The sequence below is a fragment of the Methylomonas lenta genome (assembly GCF_001644015.1).
In the GTDB taxonomy this organism is placed as follows: domain Bacteria; phylum Pseudomonadota; class Gammaproteobacteria; order Methylococcales; family Methylomonadaceae; genus Methylomonas; species Methylomonas lenta.
This window is the reverse complement of sequence record NZ_LUUI01000044.1, coordinates 23,581-38,866: the sequence shown is the minus strand read 5'-3', so window position 1 is coordinate 38,866 and position 15,286 is coordinate 23,581. Positions and strand designations below refer to the sequence as shown.

The following is a 15,286-nucleotide window of genomic DNA, read 5'->3' as shown; positions in this document are numbered from 1 at the left end:
GTTTTATTTGCAGCTCAGCGCTATGGCTTGGGCAAAAATATCACCCCGGCATTCCAGTAAGCTAAAGTGTGCTTTGGCGCGGGTAATGCCAGTATAAATAAGTTCTCGGGTTAACACTGGGCTGCGAGTATCCGGCAATATCAAAGCCACATGATTAAATTCCGAGCCTTGCGATTTGTGTACGGTCATGGCAAATGCGGTTTCCACATCAGGCAAGCGCATCGGCGAGACCCAGCGAATTTTGCTACTGTTTTCGTTACCGGGAAAGGCCACCCTTAGTTTCCCGACAACATCCGGCAAGGTAATGCCAATGTCACCATTCATTAAGCCCAGGTTGTAGTCATTCCGCGTGATCATGACCGGTCTGCCTGCATACCAAAGTGTGTTTTTTATCTCTGGAAACAGCCATTTTTCGATGCGTTGATTCAAGCCTTCCACGCCCCAATCCCCACTGCGTAAAGCACATAGTACTTGGAACAAGTCAAAAGCCTGCAACACATCAAGCGCCCATTGCTCATAATTGTCGGCATCATTAGGCCGCTGCTGGAAAATAATATTAAGATAATGCCCGTAGCCTGGATTACTTTGCTTGTCACCAACAGCCAATACTAATTGTTTAAACTGCGTATCAGCCGAATCGGACAACGTTAAGCGTTTCAGGTCGGGATAAGTTCCTGTGTCAGATAAAATGCTTTGGGCGCTGATAACATTGCCAGCGTTTACGGCTCTGGCCAGTTGGCCGATACCGCTATGCTCTCCAAAGCGATGACTGTAACGCAGCATGACAGTTTGTTGATTAATCGCTGAGCCGGGATTGTCGACTGCGCTCAAGCTCTCGCTGCTATAACGGCTTATCCATTGCAAGGTTGCTTGATCGTAAGCAGCGTATTCGGCAGCCTGACATAAATCGCCCATCACCGAACCGGCCTCTACCGAAGCCAGTTGATCTTTATCGCCCAACAAAATCAGTTGTGTCGATTCCGGCAAAGCATCCAATAAAGACGCCATCATTTCCAGATCGATCATCGACGCTTCATCGACAATCACAATATCCGCTAACAGGGGATTGTGGCGATTATGCTGAAAGCGCCGACTTTCGGGACGACTGCCGAGCATGCGATGCAATGTGCTGGCTTTTTTGGGGATCTGCTGTTTGATTTCTTCCGGCATTTGCAGGTGTTCCAGCGCATTCGCAATTGATTCGCTGACGCGTGCGGCTGCTTTGCCGGTGGGTGCGGCTAATAGAATAGTCAGCTTGGGTTTGTCTGTTTCATGTTTGGCCAGTTGAATTAACAAGCTTAACAATTTAGTTAATGTCGTGGTTTTACCGGTGCCGGGGCCGCCGGTGATAATGGCAAAGCGGCTGCGCATGGCTAATACGCAAGCAATTTTTTGCCAGTCAGGTTGTTCCTGGTTTTCACTAAAGAGTTGTTGCAAGGTTTGCTGAAAGTCGGCTGGCAGCTGATGTCTGACCGGTTGCAAACGCAAGCTGATTTGCCTATCCAGCGTTTGTTGGTACTGCCAGTAACGTCGCAAATACAAACGCCTATTTTGCAATACCAGCGGGGTGCTGCCTGCACCCGATGCCAGCAAAACTGACTGTTTCAGCTGGCTAATCCAGTCATCCGCTGAATCAGCCTTAAATAAGCACAGTGCATTTTCATTGTCATCGCTGGATAGAGCCAACGTTAAACCCGGCTGCAAACAGAGTTTTTCCAAATCAAGATAGACTTCGCCACGTCCAAGTTGATGACTGACCAGGGCGCCGGCCCATAGCACCACCTGGTTGGCATTAGGTTCCAGGTCGTGTAAAAAAACGGCAAAGGCTTTGTCTAACTGACTCAGCCAACCGCGTGTTATCCAGTCATCTATCATTGCAAAAACCTGCTTTGAACTCATGTCGGCTCTCCTTGCAGGCTTGAATTGGAAAACAACGTATCCAGTGATTCGATCAAAATTTTGGCTGGTTTGGCACACATCCGTCCAGCAGTGGTGCTTTGCGCGCCGCGTAGAAATAAATAGACATAACCGCCGATATGGCTGTCGTAATCGTAGTTATCACCTAAGCGGGTTTTAAGCAGTCGATGTAGTGCCAACAAATACAACACCGCTTGCAGGTCGTAGCGCTTACTTAACATGGCGTTGTCTAATGCTGGTTGGGTGTAATCAGCATCGCTATTGCCCAGCGCATTAAACTTATAATCCAGTACATAATATTGATCGTTGTGCACAAATACCAGGTCGATAAAACCTTTCAGTAAACCGTTAATTTGATTGGCCAGTAAACGAGGGCGGGGTTGGCCGGAAAAGGTGTGACGTTGTACTAATTCGTCCACGGCTATGACATCCACACTGTCGGCACCCAGCAAAAATTCCATTTCGGCTTGATAATGCACAGTTTCCAAATCAGACAAACTCAACGACGTATTAGCCAGCAAAGCTAAGTTCAGCCACTGATATAAACCTTGTTCAAGAATGTCGTGTTTGTCCAGCCATTCAGCGTGGTTAAAGACTTTCTCGATCAGTTGCCTGCCCAACGCAGGGTTTGCATATACCGCTTTAAATCCGTATTGGGCGCATTGTTCCAGACACTCATGAATCAATACTCCAGGCCCGGCGCCCCGAGCTAAGCTATGAATGCCGGAGGCTGGGATAGCTTGCAATGCAGAAGTTGCATCGGCCTCATCGCTGTGTTTATCTTCGCGGTAGTTTTCCGCCTCATCTTGCTTGCTTGCTTGACTGTTTATGCTGGCGGTTTCGCTTTGCAAGGCCGAGTAACTGGCAATCCACCAATTGTCGCTGATCTTAACGGTCGACATGCAGGCTGTTTCAAAAGCCAAATGGGTTTGCGTCGGCTGATAAAGGCTGGCATTAGCTTCTGGTAGCTCAGTTGTATCGATAGACGAGCAATTGCCTTTAAGTTGCCTCAAACAATTGCTGAGTTCACAGCTGGCCATACCTGCCTGCCAGCCCAGTAAATATCCCAGGGCGCTTTTGTCGAGTTGGCTGGTTTTGCTATTGCCCTGTTTAATCGCCGCGATGCCTAACCAGCAGGCGTAACGGGCACGAGTGATAGCAACATACAGCAAGCGCAAGTCTTCTTGTAATCGTTCTTTGTCGCTGATCGCTTTGATGTCATCATTTTTATTCAAGTCTATTCTGAGATTTAAATCCTCATCATGGTAGCGGTAATAACGGTTATTGCGCCCAGCGACTTCTCGAAAGCTGCAAATAAACGGCAGAAACACCAACGGATATTCCAGGCCTTTGGATTTATGAATAGTGATGATTTTGATTAAATTGGCATCACTTTCCAGTCTAATCACATTATTTTCGGCAGTTTGTTCGCTGGCGGCAATAGTTTCTGCCAGGTGCCGGATCAACGCCGGTTCGCCCTCTAAATGGCTGCTGGCTTGTTGCAATAATTCCGCCAGATGCAACAGATTAGTTAGCCGGCGTTCGCCGTCAGAGCTGTACATCAATCGGGCCGGCAGGGCGTAATCGCTCATCAATTGCCGCAATGTCGGCAAAATACCGTCTTTCAACCAGCGTTGTTGGTAGCCTAAAAAACGCTCCAGCTCTTGCTCCCAGGCCGACTCGTTTAGCGTCAATTGTTGTAGAGATTGATACGACCAGCCCAGGGTTGCGGTACTTAAAGCCGCCCGCACTTTGCGCTCATCGCGCGGCTGAGCCAGGGCTTTCAGCCAAATCAGCATGTCACCAGCTTCCGGGCTGGCGTAAATTGATTCGCGTTCCGATAAATACACGCTACGCAATTGCCGATTAGACAGCGCGTTGCGCATGACTTTAGCTTCGTGGTTGCTGCGCACCAATATGGCTATATCGGCCGGCTGTAGTGGGCGTATTTCGCCGGCTTTGAGTTGAAAACCGGTTTGGCCGATAGCCGCCGAATGCAAAAGCCGCACAATCTCGCTGGCGGTAGTTTCCGCCATTTGTTGACGATATTCCGGCATACCCACAGCGGCTTCCGAAGCTAATGTCCACAGGGTGAGGGCCGCAGCGGGTTGTTGGTCTACGACCCAAACATCCTGACGGCCTTGTGCCGCCACCGGAATAAAGGGTAGCGGATTGTGATCATGCTGTTTAAAACAAAAAGCCCCTTCGGTTTGTTGTTTGTCCGCATGGCTGAAAACCTGGTTCACCCCGTTAACCAAAGCCTGTGTGGAGCGGAAATTGGTATCTAATGTGTAATGTCGACCTTGTGTGGCTTGATGGGCTTTCAGATAGGTAAAAATATCACCGCCACGGAAAGAATAAATCGCCTGCTTAGGATCGCCTATCATGAAACAGCCTAAGTCATTTTGAAGGTCGGCTGGATACAAACGGGCGATTATGCGGTATTGCACAGGGTCGGTATCCTGAAATTCATCAATCAGTGCAATAGGATATTGCTGTCGAATGGCATCCGCCAGCCTGTCGCCATTTTGGGTTTGCAAAGCTGTATCCAGTCGAGTCAGCATGTCATGAAACGTCATGCGGGCGATACGCAGTTTTTCGGTTTCGTAACGCGCCCGTATCCATTTGATCGCATGACGAGTGATACTGTCGGCGATGTCGATTTCTGTAGCGCAATGCTCGACTAAAGTGTCGAGGGCTTGAAAAGCCGCGTGTTCAAAATAAGGGCTTTTATCCGGATGGGCTTTAGTTAGCGCTTTTTGTAGTTTTTGCTGGGCAAATTTTGTCAGACTGTCGAGATCAAGTTCATCCCCTATCGACCAGGCGGCCATTTGCTGTAATTTACTATCAAAGCCTGCCTTTCGATACAGATTGCCATTTAGCCATCCATTTTGTGAAGCTTCTGTTAATAAGGCTGTCAGGGCTGGCTGATTTTGTAGCCATAACTCACGGGCTTTGGTTTCCAGCTTTTGGCGTTGATTATCCCAGTCTTCCCAGGCTTGAAAGGTATCAGCAATAGCCTCATCTGCCCAATCCAGCCCCAAGGCTTCGGTTTCAAAAAGCAGTGGTTTCAACAATTGCGCCAATGAATCCGGCGTGTTTGCCAGCTGATATACTGCTTGGCAGGCTGTAGCGGACAACGGATAAAAAAACTGTCGCCAATAATCGCGCACCACCTGATTCAATAACTCCTGATCATCGGTATCGACTTCCTGTTGAAACAGGCTGCCGCTATCAAACGCATGTTGTTGCAGCATGCGGTTACACCAACCATGTATGGTGTAAACCGCCGCTTCATCCATCCAGTTGGCAGCCAGTTCCAGCCGATAGGCACAGGCCGACCATAGCTCTTCAGGATAATCGGCTCGCAGCCTTTGCAAAAAATCGTCGCTATCAACTGCTTTGTCGCGAAAATACCCGGCAGCCTGCGTTAAGCGTGCGCGTATACGTTCGCGTAATTCTTTGGTTGCCGCATCGGTAAAAGTCACCACCAAAATATCCGGCGGCAACAACTCCATACCAGACAAGCCATGACCAAGCACCAAACGCACATACAATGCGGCGATGGTATAAGTTTTACCAGTCCCGGCGCTGGCCTCGATTAATCGAGTGCCGGATAAGGGGAAGGTCAGGGCGTCGATACTGCTGGCAATAGTCATACTGGTTTATGGTGGGTGTGCAATTCAAATGATGCCAGTAAATTTACCGGGATTAAGCCTGGGTTGCATGGGAATGTTGCATGGAATTTCATCGGCAACACGCAAAGCAGGGAGCATGAACAAATTGCAGATTTTCAGTTTTGCTGCGTGGCTTTGCTGTTCATTTTCCCTGCTTTGGTTATCGAGAAACATCGGCTGATCGAAACTTGAGCAAGGTGCAGTTCAGATAACTTTGATTTCTTTGCTATTAGCCTTAGACGATGGCTGGATGCGCCTATTGATTAAGCCCGAGACAAAAACTTGCCGGTTTCGCTGTGCACTTTGACCATTTCGCCGCTTTCGATATATTCAGGTACCTGAATTTCCAGGCCAGTGTTGAGTTTGGCGGGTTTGGTGCGGTTGGTGGCGCTAGCACCTTTCATGGCCGGCGGGGTTTCAATAATTTGCAGGGTGACGGTGCTGGGTAATTGTATGCCTAGTGGGGCATCGTCCATTAGCAACAGCATGATGCCTTCCAGGCCATCGGACAAATATTCGGTTTGCCCCTCCAGATCATCCGCCGACAAGCTGTATTGCTCGTAAGTTTCGCTGTTCATGAAGTAGTAGGTATCGCCATCCTGATAGGAAAATTGCACAGTTTCCCGTGAGCAATCAGCTGCTTTCAGCATGTCGTCGCTTTTAAAGGTTTCATCCAGCTTTTGCCGGGTTTTCATATGCGTGAAGCGGACTTTATACAGTGTGGTGGCACCACGCGATGTAGGATTACGCACATCTATTTTTTTTACCACATAAGGTTCGCCGTTGATTTCGATGGCGGTTCCCTGCTTGAGTTCGTTGGCTTTTGGCACTGCTTAATCCTCGTTAGATTTATGATTTGATGTTTTGCCACTTTCCGGCGATTAAGCCTTCTAGTGGTTGATATTGGGTTTTGTAACTCATTTTACGGCAATCGGCGATCCAAAAGCCTAGATAAACATGTTCCAGCTGGTGTTGTCGGGCGGTTTCAATTTGCCATAACACGGCAAATACGCCTGGGCTGTAATCGTTAAATGCTGGGTCGAAAAAGGTGTATACCGCAGACAAAGCATTTTCCAGTACATCGACAATCGCTACCGCTGCCAATTGGCCTTCGATCAAAAATTCCACAAACCAGGTGTCGCACCATGTGCTGCCTAAAAAATGTAAATAATCTTCGCGGCTGATCTCAGTTGCTTGTGTCTTGTCATGGCGGGCAATTTGGTAACGCCGATAGAGATCAAAATGCCGTTCATTGAATTCAGCTGTTTTGATGACAACCTGGGTGTGCTTATTACGTTGGCTACAACGGCGCTGTTTGCGGTTAGGCTGAAAAACGGCAACCGGAAGTCGGGTAGGTATGCAGGCTTGACAGTTATTACAGTACGGTTTGTAGACTTGGCTACCGCTGCGACGGAAACCTTGTTCCAGCAATTGCGCATAGAGCGGGGTGTCCATGTCAAAATCCGGATGCACTACAGCCGATTGCGACAACTTGCCAGTCAGATAACTACAAGCATTTTCTGCAGTCAGCCACAGTGGCAGTGAAATCATGGCTGCCAAGCCTGTGCGTCGGCATACTGGTCGCAATAATGGTTTAGCAAGTTTGCAAATTCATCACGCGAAATTTCCTCCGCACCTAAACTCACAAGGTGTTCACTTTTGACTTGGCAATCGATTAATCGATAACCCCAGTTTGTGAGTTGCTTAACCAGATGTACAAATACGACTTTGGAGGCGTCGGTTTTTCGGTGAAACATGGATTCGCCAAAAAAAACCTGGCCGAGGCTTATGCCATATAAACCGCCTGCTAACTCACCATCCTGCCAGGCCTCCACGCTATGGGCAATGCCCAGGTGATGCAGCTGCAAATAAGCTTGTTTCATCTCATTGCTAATCCAGGTGCCTGCTTGTTCCGGGCGTGGTTCGGCACACGCCTGTATCACGGATAAGAATGCGCTATCCAAGCGGATTTCAAAAAGTTGTTTGCGTAGGGTTTTATTCAAGCTACGCGATACCTTAAGCTTTTCTGGAAATAAAACCAGGCGTGGATTAGGAGACCACCACAAAATAGGTTCGTCAGGATTGAACCAGGGAAAAATGCCATGCCGATAGGCATTGATTATCCGCTGCGGCGACAGGCAGCCGCCGACAGCGATCAAGCCATTGGGTTCTTCAAGGGCTTGATCGAGGGTAGGGAAGGCTTGATTCGGTTTGAATGAATCGAGAGCTGTGAGTCGCATGGAGTATCAATGCGGGAAGAAGCTATTCCAGCAACTGATGTTAGTCGGCTAATTCATCCAGATATTTTTCCGCATCCAGGGCAGCCATACAACCGGCACCAGCTGAGGTAATGGCTTGTTTGTAATGTGAGTCCATCACATCGCCGGCAGCAAATACGCCAGATATGCTGGTGGCGGTGGCATTGCCATGAATGCCGCTATTGACGACGATATAGCCATGTTCCATGTTCAATTGGTCGGCAAAAATGTCGGTATTGGGCGTGTGGCCGATAGCGATGAATACGCCATGCAGATCGATATCTTTACTTGTGCCGTCTTGGGTGTTTTTGATGCGAATGCCAGTGACGCCCATATCATCGCCCAGTACTTCGTCCAGCGTGTGGTTCCATTCGATGCGGACATTGCCGGATTTGGATTTTTCCAGCAATTTATCCGACAGTATTTTCTCAGAACGGAATTTGTCCCGCCGATGCACGACAACTACTTCCGAGGCGATGTTGGCTAGGTACAAAGCTTCTTCGACCGCTGTATTGCCACCACCGATGACTGCTACGGGTTTGTTGCGATAGAAAAAACCGTCGCAGGTTGCACAGGCGGATACGCCTCTACCTTTGAAATCTTCTTCGGATGGTAGACCCAGATATTTGGCTGAGGCACCGGTGGCAATAATTAAAGCATCACAAGTATAAACATCAGTATCGCCCGTCAGGGTGAAAGGGCGTTTAGACAGATCGGCAGTATGGATGTGATCGAAAATAATTTTGGTGTCAAAACGCTCGGCATGCCGCAGCATTCTGTCCATTAATTCCGGCCCTTGCACACCGTCTACGTCTCCGGGCCAGTTATCTACGTCAGTGGTGGTAGTGAGTTGTCCGCCTTGCTGCATGCCGGTGATTATCACTGGATTGAGGTTGGCGCGGGCAGCATAAACGGCAGCAGAATAGCCGGCAGGGCCGGAACCTAAAATTAACAATTTGCAATGTTTTGCGTCAGCCATTGATGCGGTCTCCATGAAGCGGGTTAAGGTGGGAAAATTATACGGGCAATTGCCAAGCTATAAAACCGCTATGACATCAAGGCTTTGGCAGTCAATTCTTCAGGTTAATGTAAAATGTGGTTTTTATCATCTATAATCATGTTTTATTGAGCTTTATTTTGTGAGCATTGCGTTATGGTAGCTGTTGTGGAAGAAAGAACTGTGAGAGGCTTTCGCGAAATAGCCTTATTGGGATTTTCCTGTTGCGGATTATTTCTTTTAATCGCCTTAATTACATTTAATACCGAAGACCCTAGCTGGAGTCATAGCACGTCTTACCAGTCAATTCAAAATGCCTGCGGTTTATTCGGCGCCTGGGTGTCGGATTTTGTCTTGATACATTTAGGTCTAATGGCCTATTTGATACCGATGATGATTTTTTGGTATGGCTACGCGCTTTATACGCCGGGTACATTTGAAAGTCGTTGGTGTTTGCTGCTACGAAATTGTGGTTTTATTGCCACGATGGTTTCCGGTTCGGCGGTTTTCTCTTTACATTTTCTTTTCCTTAGAACTAAAGTCGATTTGCCAGATGGTCCTGGTGGTATTTTGGGTAGGGAAATCGGTGATGTACTGGTGCTTGTATTGGGTAATTCAGGATCAACGCTGCTGCTGCTGGCTGTTTTTATGACCGGGATTACTATGCTGACTGGTTTATCCTGGTTGGGCATGATGAATTTAGTGGGAAAGTTTGCCTTGAACACTTTTACCACGGCTGGTCGGCGGGCTTTGGATGTGTCCGAACGGGATAGTGCTGAAAAACCTCAACCTGAGGTGCGAAGCAAAAAAAAGCGGGTCGTAGCGCCTGAAGTCAGTGAGGAAGAAACGCCTAAAAAAGCCAAAATACAAATCTTAAAAACCGCGCCTGTAGAAAGTCCCGTTAGCCTTAAGCCACAAGCTAAAAAAGAGACTAAACCGACTGAGGACTTCACTGCGGATATTTATTTGAATGCCTTGCCGCCATTGTCATTGCTGGATAAGCGAGACACCAAGGTTAAACGTTATTCAAAACTGGAGCTAGAAGAAATTTCCAGACAAGTCGAAGATGTCTTGCAGGATTATGGCATTTCGGTAGAAGTGGAAGCAGTGTTGCCGGGACCTGTTATCACCCGTTTTGAATTGCGTTTGGCCGCTGGCGTTAAAGTCAGCCGCATTAGTACTTTATCTAAAGATTTGGCCCGCGGTTTGTCGGTGACCAGTGTGCGTATCGTTGACGTTATCCAAGGCAAGTCGGTGATTGGTCTGGAAATTCCCAATCAGGAACGGGAAATGGTATCGCTGCGGGATTTGCTGGTTTCGGATGAGTTTGAACGTTCCAAATCCAAACTCAGTATCGCAATGGGGAAAGATATTTCCGGTACGCCGGTGGTGGCTGATCTAGGTAAAATGCCGCATGCATTGGTAGCCGGTACCACGGGTTCCGGTAAATCGGTAGCCATTAACACCATGATTCTGAGCTTGTTGTACAAGTCCAAACCGGATGATGTACGTTTAATCATGATTGATCCAAAAATGCTGGAACTGTCGGTTTATGAGGGCATTCCACATTTATTAACACCTGTGGTCACCGATATGAAGGACGCTCAGAACGCTTTGCGCTGGGCGGTGGCTGAAATGGAACGTCGTTATAAACTGATGTCCAAAGTCGGAGTGCGTAATTTGGCCGGTTATAACCATGCGGTCACAGAAGCCGAAGCTAAAGGTCAGCCCATACGTGATCCTTTGTTTCGGCCGGAAACCCCCATACCCTTTAATGATTATCCAACCCTAACCACATTACCTAGCATTGTCATCGTTATCGATGAGTTAGCCGATATGATGATGGTGGTAGGTAAAAAAGTCGAAGAGTTGATTGCGCGGCTGGCGCAAAAAGCCAGGGCCGCCGGCATACATTTGGTACTGGCCACACAACGACCCTCGGTTGATGTATTGACAGGTTTGATTAAAGCTAATGTGCCAACCCGGATTTCGTTTCAGGTATCGTCCCGCATCGATTCCCGCACCATTATCGACCAAGGCGGCGCTGAAGCGTTGCTGGGTAACGGTGATATGTTATTCTTGCCGTCCGGTACCAGTATTCCATCCCGCTGTCATGGCGCATTTGTTGATGATCATGAGGTGCATAGGGTGGTAGAGTTTTTGAAAAAAACCGGGCCGACGAATTATCTGGATGAAATTACCCAGGAACGCACCGATACTGGCGATGTAGCCGGCATAGGTGGTGAGGAAAGCGAGAATGATGCTTTTTATGATGAAGCCGTGGCTTTTGTAACCGAATCCAGAAAGGCATCCATTTCCAGCGTACAACGTCGCTTTAAAATCGGTTATAACCGTGCTGCGCGCATCATCGAAGACATGGAAAATGCCGGTGTGGTTAGCCCCGCTGAGAATAATGGTGCCCGAGAAGTGCTGGCCCCGCCGCCGCGCTAACATTCTATAACATGGTCATTGTTTACTTATTGGGTGTATTGCTGATTTCCACTGGCTGTAGTTGGTGGATAATTCGGCGCAAAGTCGAAGAAAAGCCGGTTAAAGTGATGATGTTTGTTGGCTATTTTTGGCTATTCACGTTTGGACAGTTGTTATTGTTTACTTTGCTGTATTTCATCTATCAACGATTTTATTCCTGATTATTCTTATGTTCATGCTTCCCGATTTGGTTGGATACTTGGCGGCTACACTGACGACGGTCTCATTTCTACCGCAAGCGATTATGACGGTTAAAACCCGTGATACCAGTTCATTGTCGTTGGGTATGTACAGTATGTTTACTCTGGGTGTGTTGTTATGGCTGATCTACGGTATTTACTTATCCAATTTAGCCATCATTGCTGCCAATGCCGTTACTTTTTTGCTGGCGACATTAATACTGAGTTTTAAAATCTATAACATGCTTCGTAAATAACGCCTGCTGATTATTAAGCTGTTTCAGCAACATCGGTTGGTTGGATTAGAAAAACATGCTCAGCAAACGTAACGGATGCCCACGGTTTATTCATTTTGGATTATTTAATCACTGATTAGTGGCTAAAAATTTAGCTACATCTTTCGTCAATAATATTTTGTCAGTGCACCGGGCGCTGCAACGGAGTGGTTTGTTTGAAAACAAGAGATAGAAGGCAAGGTGTGGTGCTGGTGCATACCGGTGAAGGTAAGGGAAAATCATCCAGTGCTTTTGGTATGGTATTTCGTGCTGCAGGTTGGGATATGAAGGTGTGTGTGATTCAGTTCATTAAAGGCCAATGGCAGACGGGTGAACAGAAAGCCGCGCAACGGTTTGATAACATCGAGTGGCATGCGATGGGGGATGGTTTTACCTGGGATACTAAAAACCCTGAGCAAGACATCAAAACCAGTCGCGAAATTTGGGAATTCAGCAAACAAAAAATTCTGTCCGAGGAATTTGATTTAGTGCTGCTGGATGAAATTAATTATTGCTGCGGCTATGGCTGGATAAGCGGGGAAGAAATCGCCGAATTTATCCAGAATGACAAGCCGAGCTGGTTACATCTGATCATGACTGGGCGTAATGCCGCACCGGAAGTGATTGATGTGGCGCATACTGTGACTGAAATGACTCCGATAAAGCACGCTTTTCAAGCCGGGATTAAAGCTGAGCAAGGGGTAGAATTTTAAGCTGAAAATTTCTGTCGATTCTGGCAGAATTGCCAACCTTTTAACCTTTTCAAATGAGCACGACCATGCAACAAGCTAAAAAACTTATCGAAAATTACTATCAAGCCTTCAATAACGGTGATATGGATACTTTCCTGAGCTTGCTGACTGATGACGTGGTGCATGACATCAATCAAGGCGACCGCGAGCAAGGTAAGGCGGCATTTGCTCAATTCATGCAAAAAATGAATCATCATTATCGTGAGCAATTGGTTGATATGGTTGTGATGGCTAATGAAGCGGGGAGTCGCGCAGCTGCAGAGTTTGTGGTGTTGGGTGAATACCTGAATACCGACGAAGGTTTACCCGAAGCTAATGGTCAAAAATACCGCCTACCAGCTGGCGCTTTTTTTGATATTCGCGACGGCAAGGTTGCCAGAGTAACTAATTATTACAATCTGGGTGACTGGATCGCGCAGGTTGATCCACAGTAATTTCTTTGCCACAGCATGAGCGATTGCAGAATCATTAATTGCTGATATTGCCAGCATGGCATAGAATCCAATAAGTACAAATTCGGATTTACCGAATATAACTATAACTAGAGGAGAGTGACCATGGATAATACACAGAAATTGATGGCTGCAGTCGTAGGCGTTTTTGTAGTTGGCTTTATAATGGTTGGCGCCAGTAAAGATCAAACCAACGAGCAAAAAGAAGCAGCATCGCAAATTCGGACTTTAGTCGCCATGCAGGAAATGGCCACCCAGAAGTGCCCAAAATTAATTCAAGATAAAACCGGTTCGCAGGTGTTTTTCCCGTCTAAAACCGATACTGACAAAGAGACTTATGTCACTATGGAATGGATTGGTGAAAAGGGTGATAACTTTAAAACCGCTTCATGCACCTTACATTCACAATTGGGTGGCATATCCAAATTGGTGATTGATGATAAAGTGTTAATCGACAAAAAATTCTAACTGAATGGGTGCTTCTGTTTTTGTTCAGGGGCACCTGATTCATTCAACTATAGTTTTTGCCGATCGTGATTCTGCGCAATCGCCAACAACTATTCTCAGACCAAGCATTTCCTATTCAGAAATAACGCATAGGTTTTTCTTATACACGCTCTGCGCGTAATCAAGCCATAGTAGAGCATGCTGTGAATGAAATTTTAAAACCTAGTATGCCTGCCTATGATCGCATTGTACTGGTGTGTACGGGCAAAAACTGCACTCAAAACGGTGAGGGCTTGGCATTATATGATCGCTTGAAGACCCGGCTAAAACAGCTAGGTCTAATCAATGGAACAATCAAAATCAAACGCAGTAGGGTCCATTGCTTTGGGGTGTGCAAGGCAGGCCCCTTATTATGCGTACAACCCGATGGGGTTTGGTATTATGCCGTCGATGAAGCAAAGCTCGAACTCATCATCGAGCAACATCTGATCCTGGGCAAGCCCGTGACAGAATGGGTTTTTCACCAAGGACCGCAAGTTACATGCAAGAAGTGACAGACCGATAAGTAGAGTTTTTATGACAACATTACAGCAAGACAGAGGTAAAGAAGATGGCAGAAACTGAACGTAAAGGCGTATTAAAAACCTGGAAAGACGACAGAGGTTTTGGGTTTATCCAGCCAGACGATGGAGACAAAGATATTTTTGTGCATATATCGTCATTAAAAGGCATGGCACGGCGACCTATGCGAGGCGATGTGTTGTTTTATCAGGTAGGCCAGGATGCTGGCGGAAAATTTAAGGCCGTTGACGCGCGTATAGACGGTGTGGAATTTGTGCAAGAACCAACCACAATAGCTAAAAAATGGATCTGGATAGTGGCAGTTGCTTTGGGTTTGGTTAGTGCTGCAGTTGCAGCTTATGCTTTTTTAAATAACTGAACCTGTTTAGGTATTGATCACCCTGAGTAGCCATGACTGACTTGAATATTTCTGGTTTCTCTGCTGATTGTTATGAACGTGTGAATTTTTACGCAGTAGCTGGTGTTTGTGATTGAACGGTTTTTGATTTGGGCTGTTTTTTTAATCTTGCCTAGCGAGATTTGGGCCGGTGATCAACAGCGTGAGCTGGAGTATGCTGCCAGCCTTGAAAAGAATAATCCAGTCGGCCAGATTGTCTGGTTAAATTCGGAACAAGTGCCATTTTTGGGCTTGTTTACCCAAGCTGAAAGAACAGACAATACAAACGCCGTCATTGTATTGCATGATCGTGGCGAATATCCTGACCAATTGCCTTTGATTCATGGTCTACGTACCGTTATGTCGCAGCACAATTGGTCGACACTGGCTATCCAATTACCCTTGCGTGAAATCGACGCTGGAGCGGCCGATTACTATGATTTGTTTGACGAGGCGCGGGGTAGAATTCAGGCATCAGTTATCTATTTGCGTGATAATGGCGCCAAAAACATTGCTTTAATAGGCTATGGTACTGGAGCAGAAATGGCGGCTTATACTCTAAGTCTGGATCCTGATGCTTTATTGGCGCTGGTAGCGATAAGTTTGCCTTTGCCCTCAAGTAGCGTTCCGCCTGCGCAAATTGCTACGTTTATTCCTAAAATAGCACTGCCTTTTCTGGATCTGTATGCCGAATTCGATTTGCCTGATGTGGTAGATACCGCTCGTCAGCGGCGCATGCTGGGCAAGGATAATCCGGTGTATAGACAAGTTAAAATGTACGGTCAAAATCACGCCTACCAACAGGATTCCGCTCTGGTGATTAAGCGCGTCTATAGTTGGCTGGATTTAATGCTAAACCAAAATTAATTATTAACCCCTAAAAC

At 46.9% G+C, this 15,286-nt stretch carries 15 protein-coding genes; 9 read left to right on the top strand and 6 right to left on the bottom strand.

Annotated elements, in window-relative coordinates; all coding sequences use genetic code 11:
- Positions 1-3: 3 nt before the first annotated feature.
- From recD to trxB, 6 genes are all read right to left on the bottom strand, one after another.
- Positions 4-1,899: an exodeoxyribonuclease V subunit alpha gene (gene recD / locus A1359_RS02945; RefSeq protein ID WP_066977759.1), complete on the bottom strand. Its 1,896-nt coding sequence runs from the start codon at positions 1,897-1,899 to the stop codon at positions 4-6.
- Positions 1,896-5,576 carry an exodeoxyribonuclease V subunit beta gene (recB, locus tag A1359_RS02940; protein WP_066977755.1) on the bottom strand — a complete coding sequence of 1,227 codons (3,681 nt, stop codon included), beginning with the start codon at positions 5,574-5,576 and terminating at the stop codon, positions 1,896-1,898. The genes recD and recB overlap by 4 nt, the downstream gene beginning before the upstream one ends.
- A 281-nt stretch (positions 5,577-5,857) precedes the next feature.
- Positions 5,858-6,424, bottom strand: a complete 567-nt coding sequence (gene efpL / locus A1359_RS02930; protein WP_066977750.1) for an elongation factor P-like protein EfpL — start codon at positions 6,422-6,424, stop codon at positions 5,858-5,860.
- Between the two features lie 19 nt (positions 6,425-6,443).
- Positions 6,444-7,145: an arginyltransferase gene (locus A1359_RS02925; RefSeq protein ID WP_066977747.1), complete on the bottom strand. Its 702-nt coding sequence runs from the start codon at positions 7,143-7,145 to the stop codon at positions 6,444-6,446.
- The gene (gene aat, locus A1359_RS02920) at positions 7,142-7,834 is read right to left on the bottom strand and encodes a leucyl/phenylalanyl-tRNA--protein transferase (RefSeq protein WP_066977744.1); all 693 of its coding nucleotides are present in this window, start codon (positions 7,832-7,834) and stop codon (positions 7,142-7,144) included. The genes A1359_RS02925 and aat overlap by 4 nt, the downstream gene beginning before the upstream one ends.
- Positions 7,835-7,874: 40 nt before the next feature.
- Positions 7,875-8,831, bottom strand: a complete 957-nt coding sequence (gene trxB, locus A1359_RS02915) for a thioredoxin-disulfide reductase (RefSeq protein ID WP_066977741.1) — start codon at positions 8,829-8,831, stop codon at positions 7,875-7,877.
- Positions 8,832-9,005: 174 nt separating this feature from the next.
- Here trxB and A1359_RS02910 point away from each other — a divergent pair, with 174 nt between their 5' ends.
- The 9 genes from A1359_RS02910 to A1359_RS02870 all read left to right on the top strand — a co-directional run bounded on the left by A1359_RS02910 (position 9,006) and on the right by A1359_RS02870 (position 15,269).
- A complete protein-coding gene (locus A1359_RS02910) occupies positions 9,006-11,300 on the top strand; it encodes a DNA translocase FtsK (RefSeq protein WP_066977738.1) in 2,295 nt (764 codons plus the stop codon).
- 11 nt (positions 11,301-11,311) lie between these two features.
- A complete protein-coding gene (locus tag A1359_RS02905; protein WP_066977735.1) occupies positions 11,312-11,500 on the top strand; it encodes a hypothetical protein in 189 nt (62 codons plus the stop codon).
- A gap of 8 nt (positions 11,501-11,508) precedes the next feature.
- On the top strand, positions 11,509-11,775 hold the full coding sequence (locus A1359_RS02900) for a SemiSWEET transporter (RefSeq protein ID WP_066977732.1): 267 nt from the start codon (positions 11,509-11,511) through the stop codon (positions 11,773-11,775).
- Positions 11,776-11,969: 194 nt separating this feature from the next.
- The gene (gene cobO, locus A1359_RS02895) at positions 11,970-12,506 is read left to right on the top strand and encodes a cob(I)yrinic acid a,c-diamide adenosyltransferase (RefSeq protein WP_066977729.1); all 537 of its coding nucleotides are present in this window, start codon (positions 11,970-11,972) and stop codon (positions 12,504-12,506) included.
- A 65-nt stretch (positions 12,507-12,571) separates the two neighbouring features.
- Positions 12,572-12,979 (top strand): ketosteroid isomerase-related protein, encoded by a 408-nt coding sequence (locus A1359_RS02890; protein WP_066977947.1) that lies wholly within the window; start codon positions 12,572-12,574, stop codon positions 12,977-12,979.
- 123 nt (positions 12,980-13,102) lie between these two features.
- The gene (locus A1359_RS02885; RefSeq protein ID WP_066977726.1) at positions 13,103-13,465 is read left to right on the top strand and encodes a hypothetical protein; all 363 of its coding nucleotides are present in this window, start codon (positions 13,103-13,105) and stop codon (positions 13,463-13,465) included.
- Positions 13,466-13,647: 182 nt separating this feature from the next.
- Positions 13,648-13,998: a (2Fe-2S) ferredoxin domain-containing protein gene (locus A1359_RS02880; protein WP_066977723.1), complete on the top strand. Its 351-nt coding sequence runs from the start codon at positions 13,648-13,650 to the stop codon at positions 13,996-13,998.
- Positions 13,999-14,054: 56 nt separating this feature from the next.
- Positions 14,055-14,384, top strand: coding sequence for a cold shock domain-containing protein (locus tag A1359_RS02875; protein WP_066977720.1), 330 nt, complete (start codon positions 14,055-14,057; stop codon positions 14,382-14,384).
- A 108-nt stretch (positions 14,385-14,492) separates the two neighbouring features.
- Entirely contained in the window at positions 14,493-15,269 is a 777-nt protein-coding gene (locus A1359_RS02870; RefSeq protein ID WP_066977944.1) for a DUF3530 family protein, read from the top strand.
- Positions 15,270-15,286 lie beyond the last annotated feature (17 nt).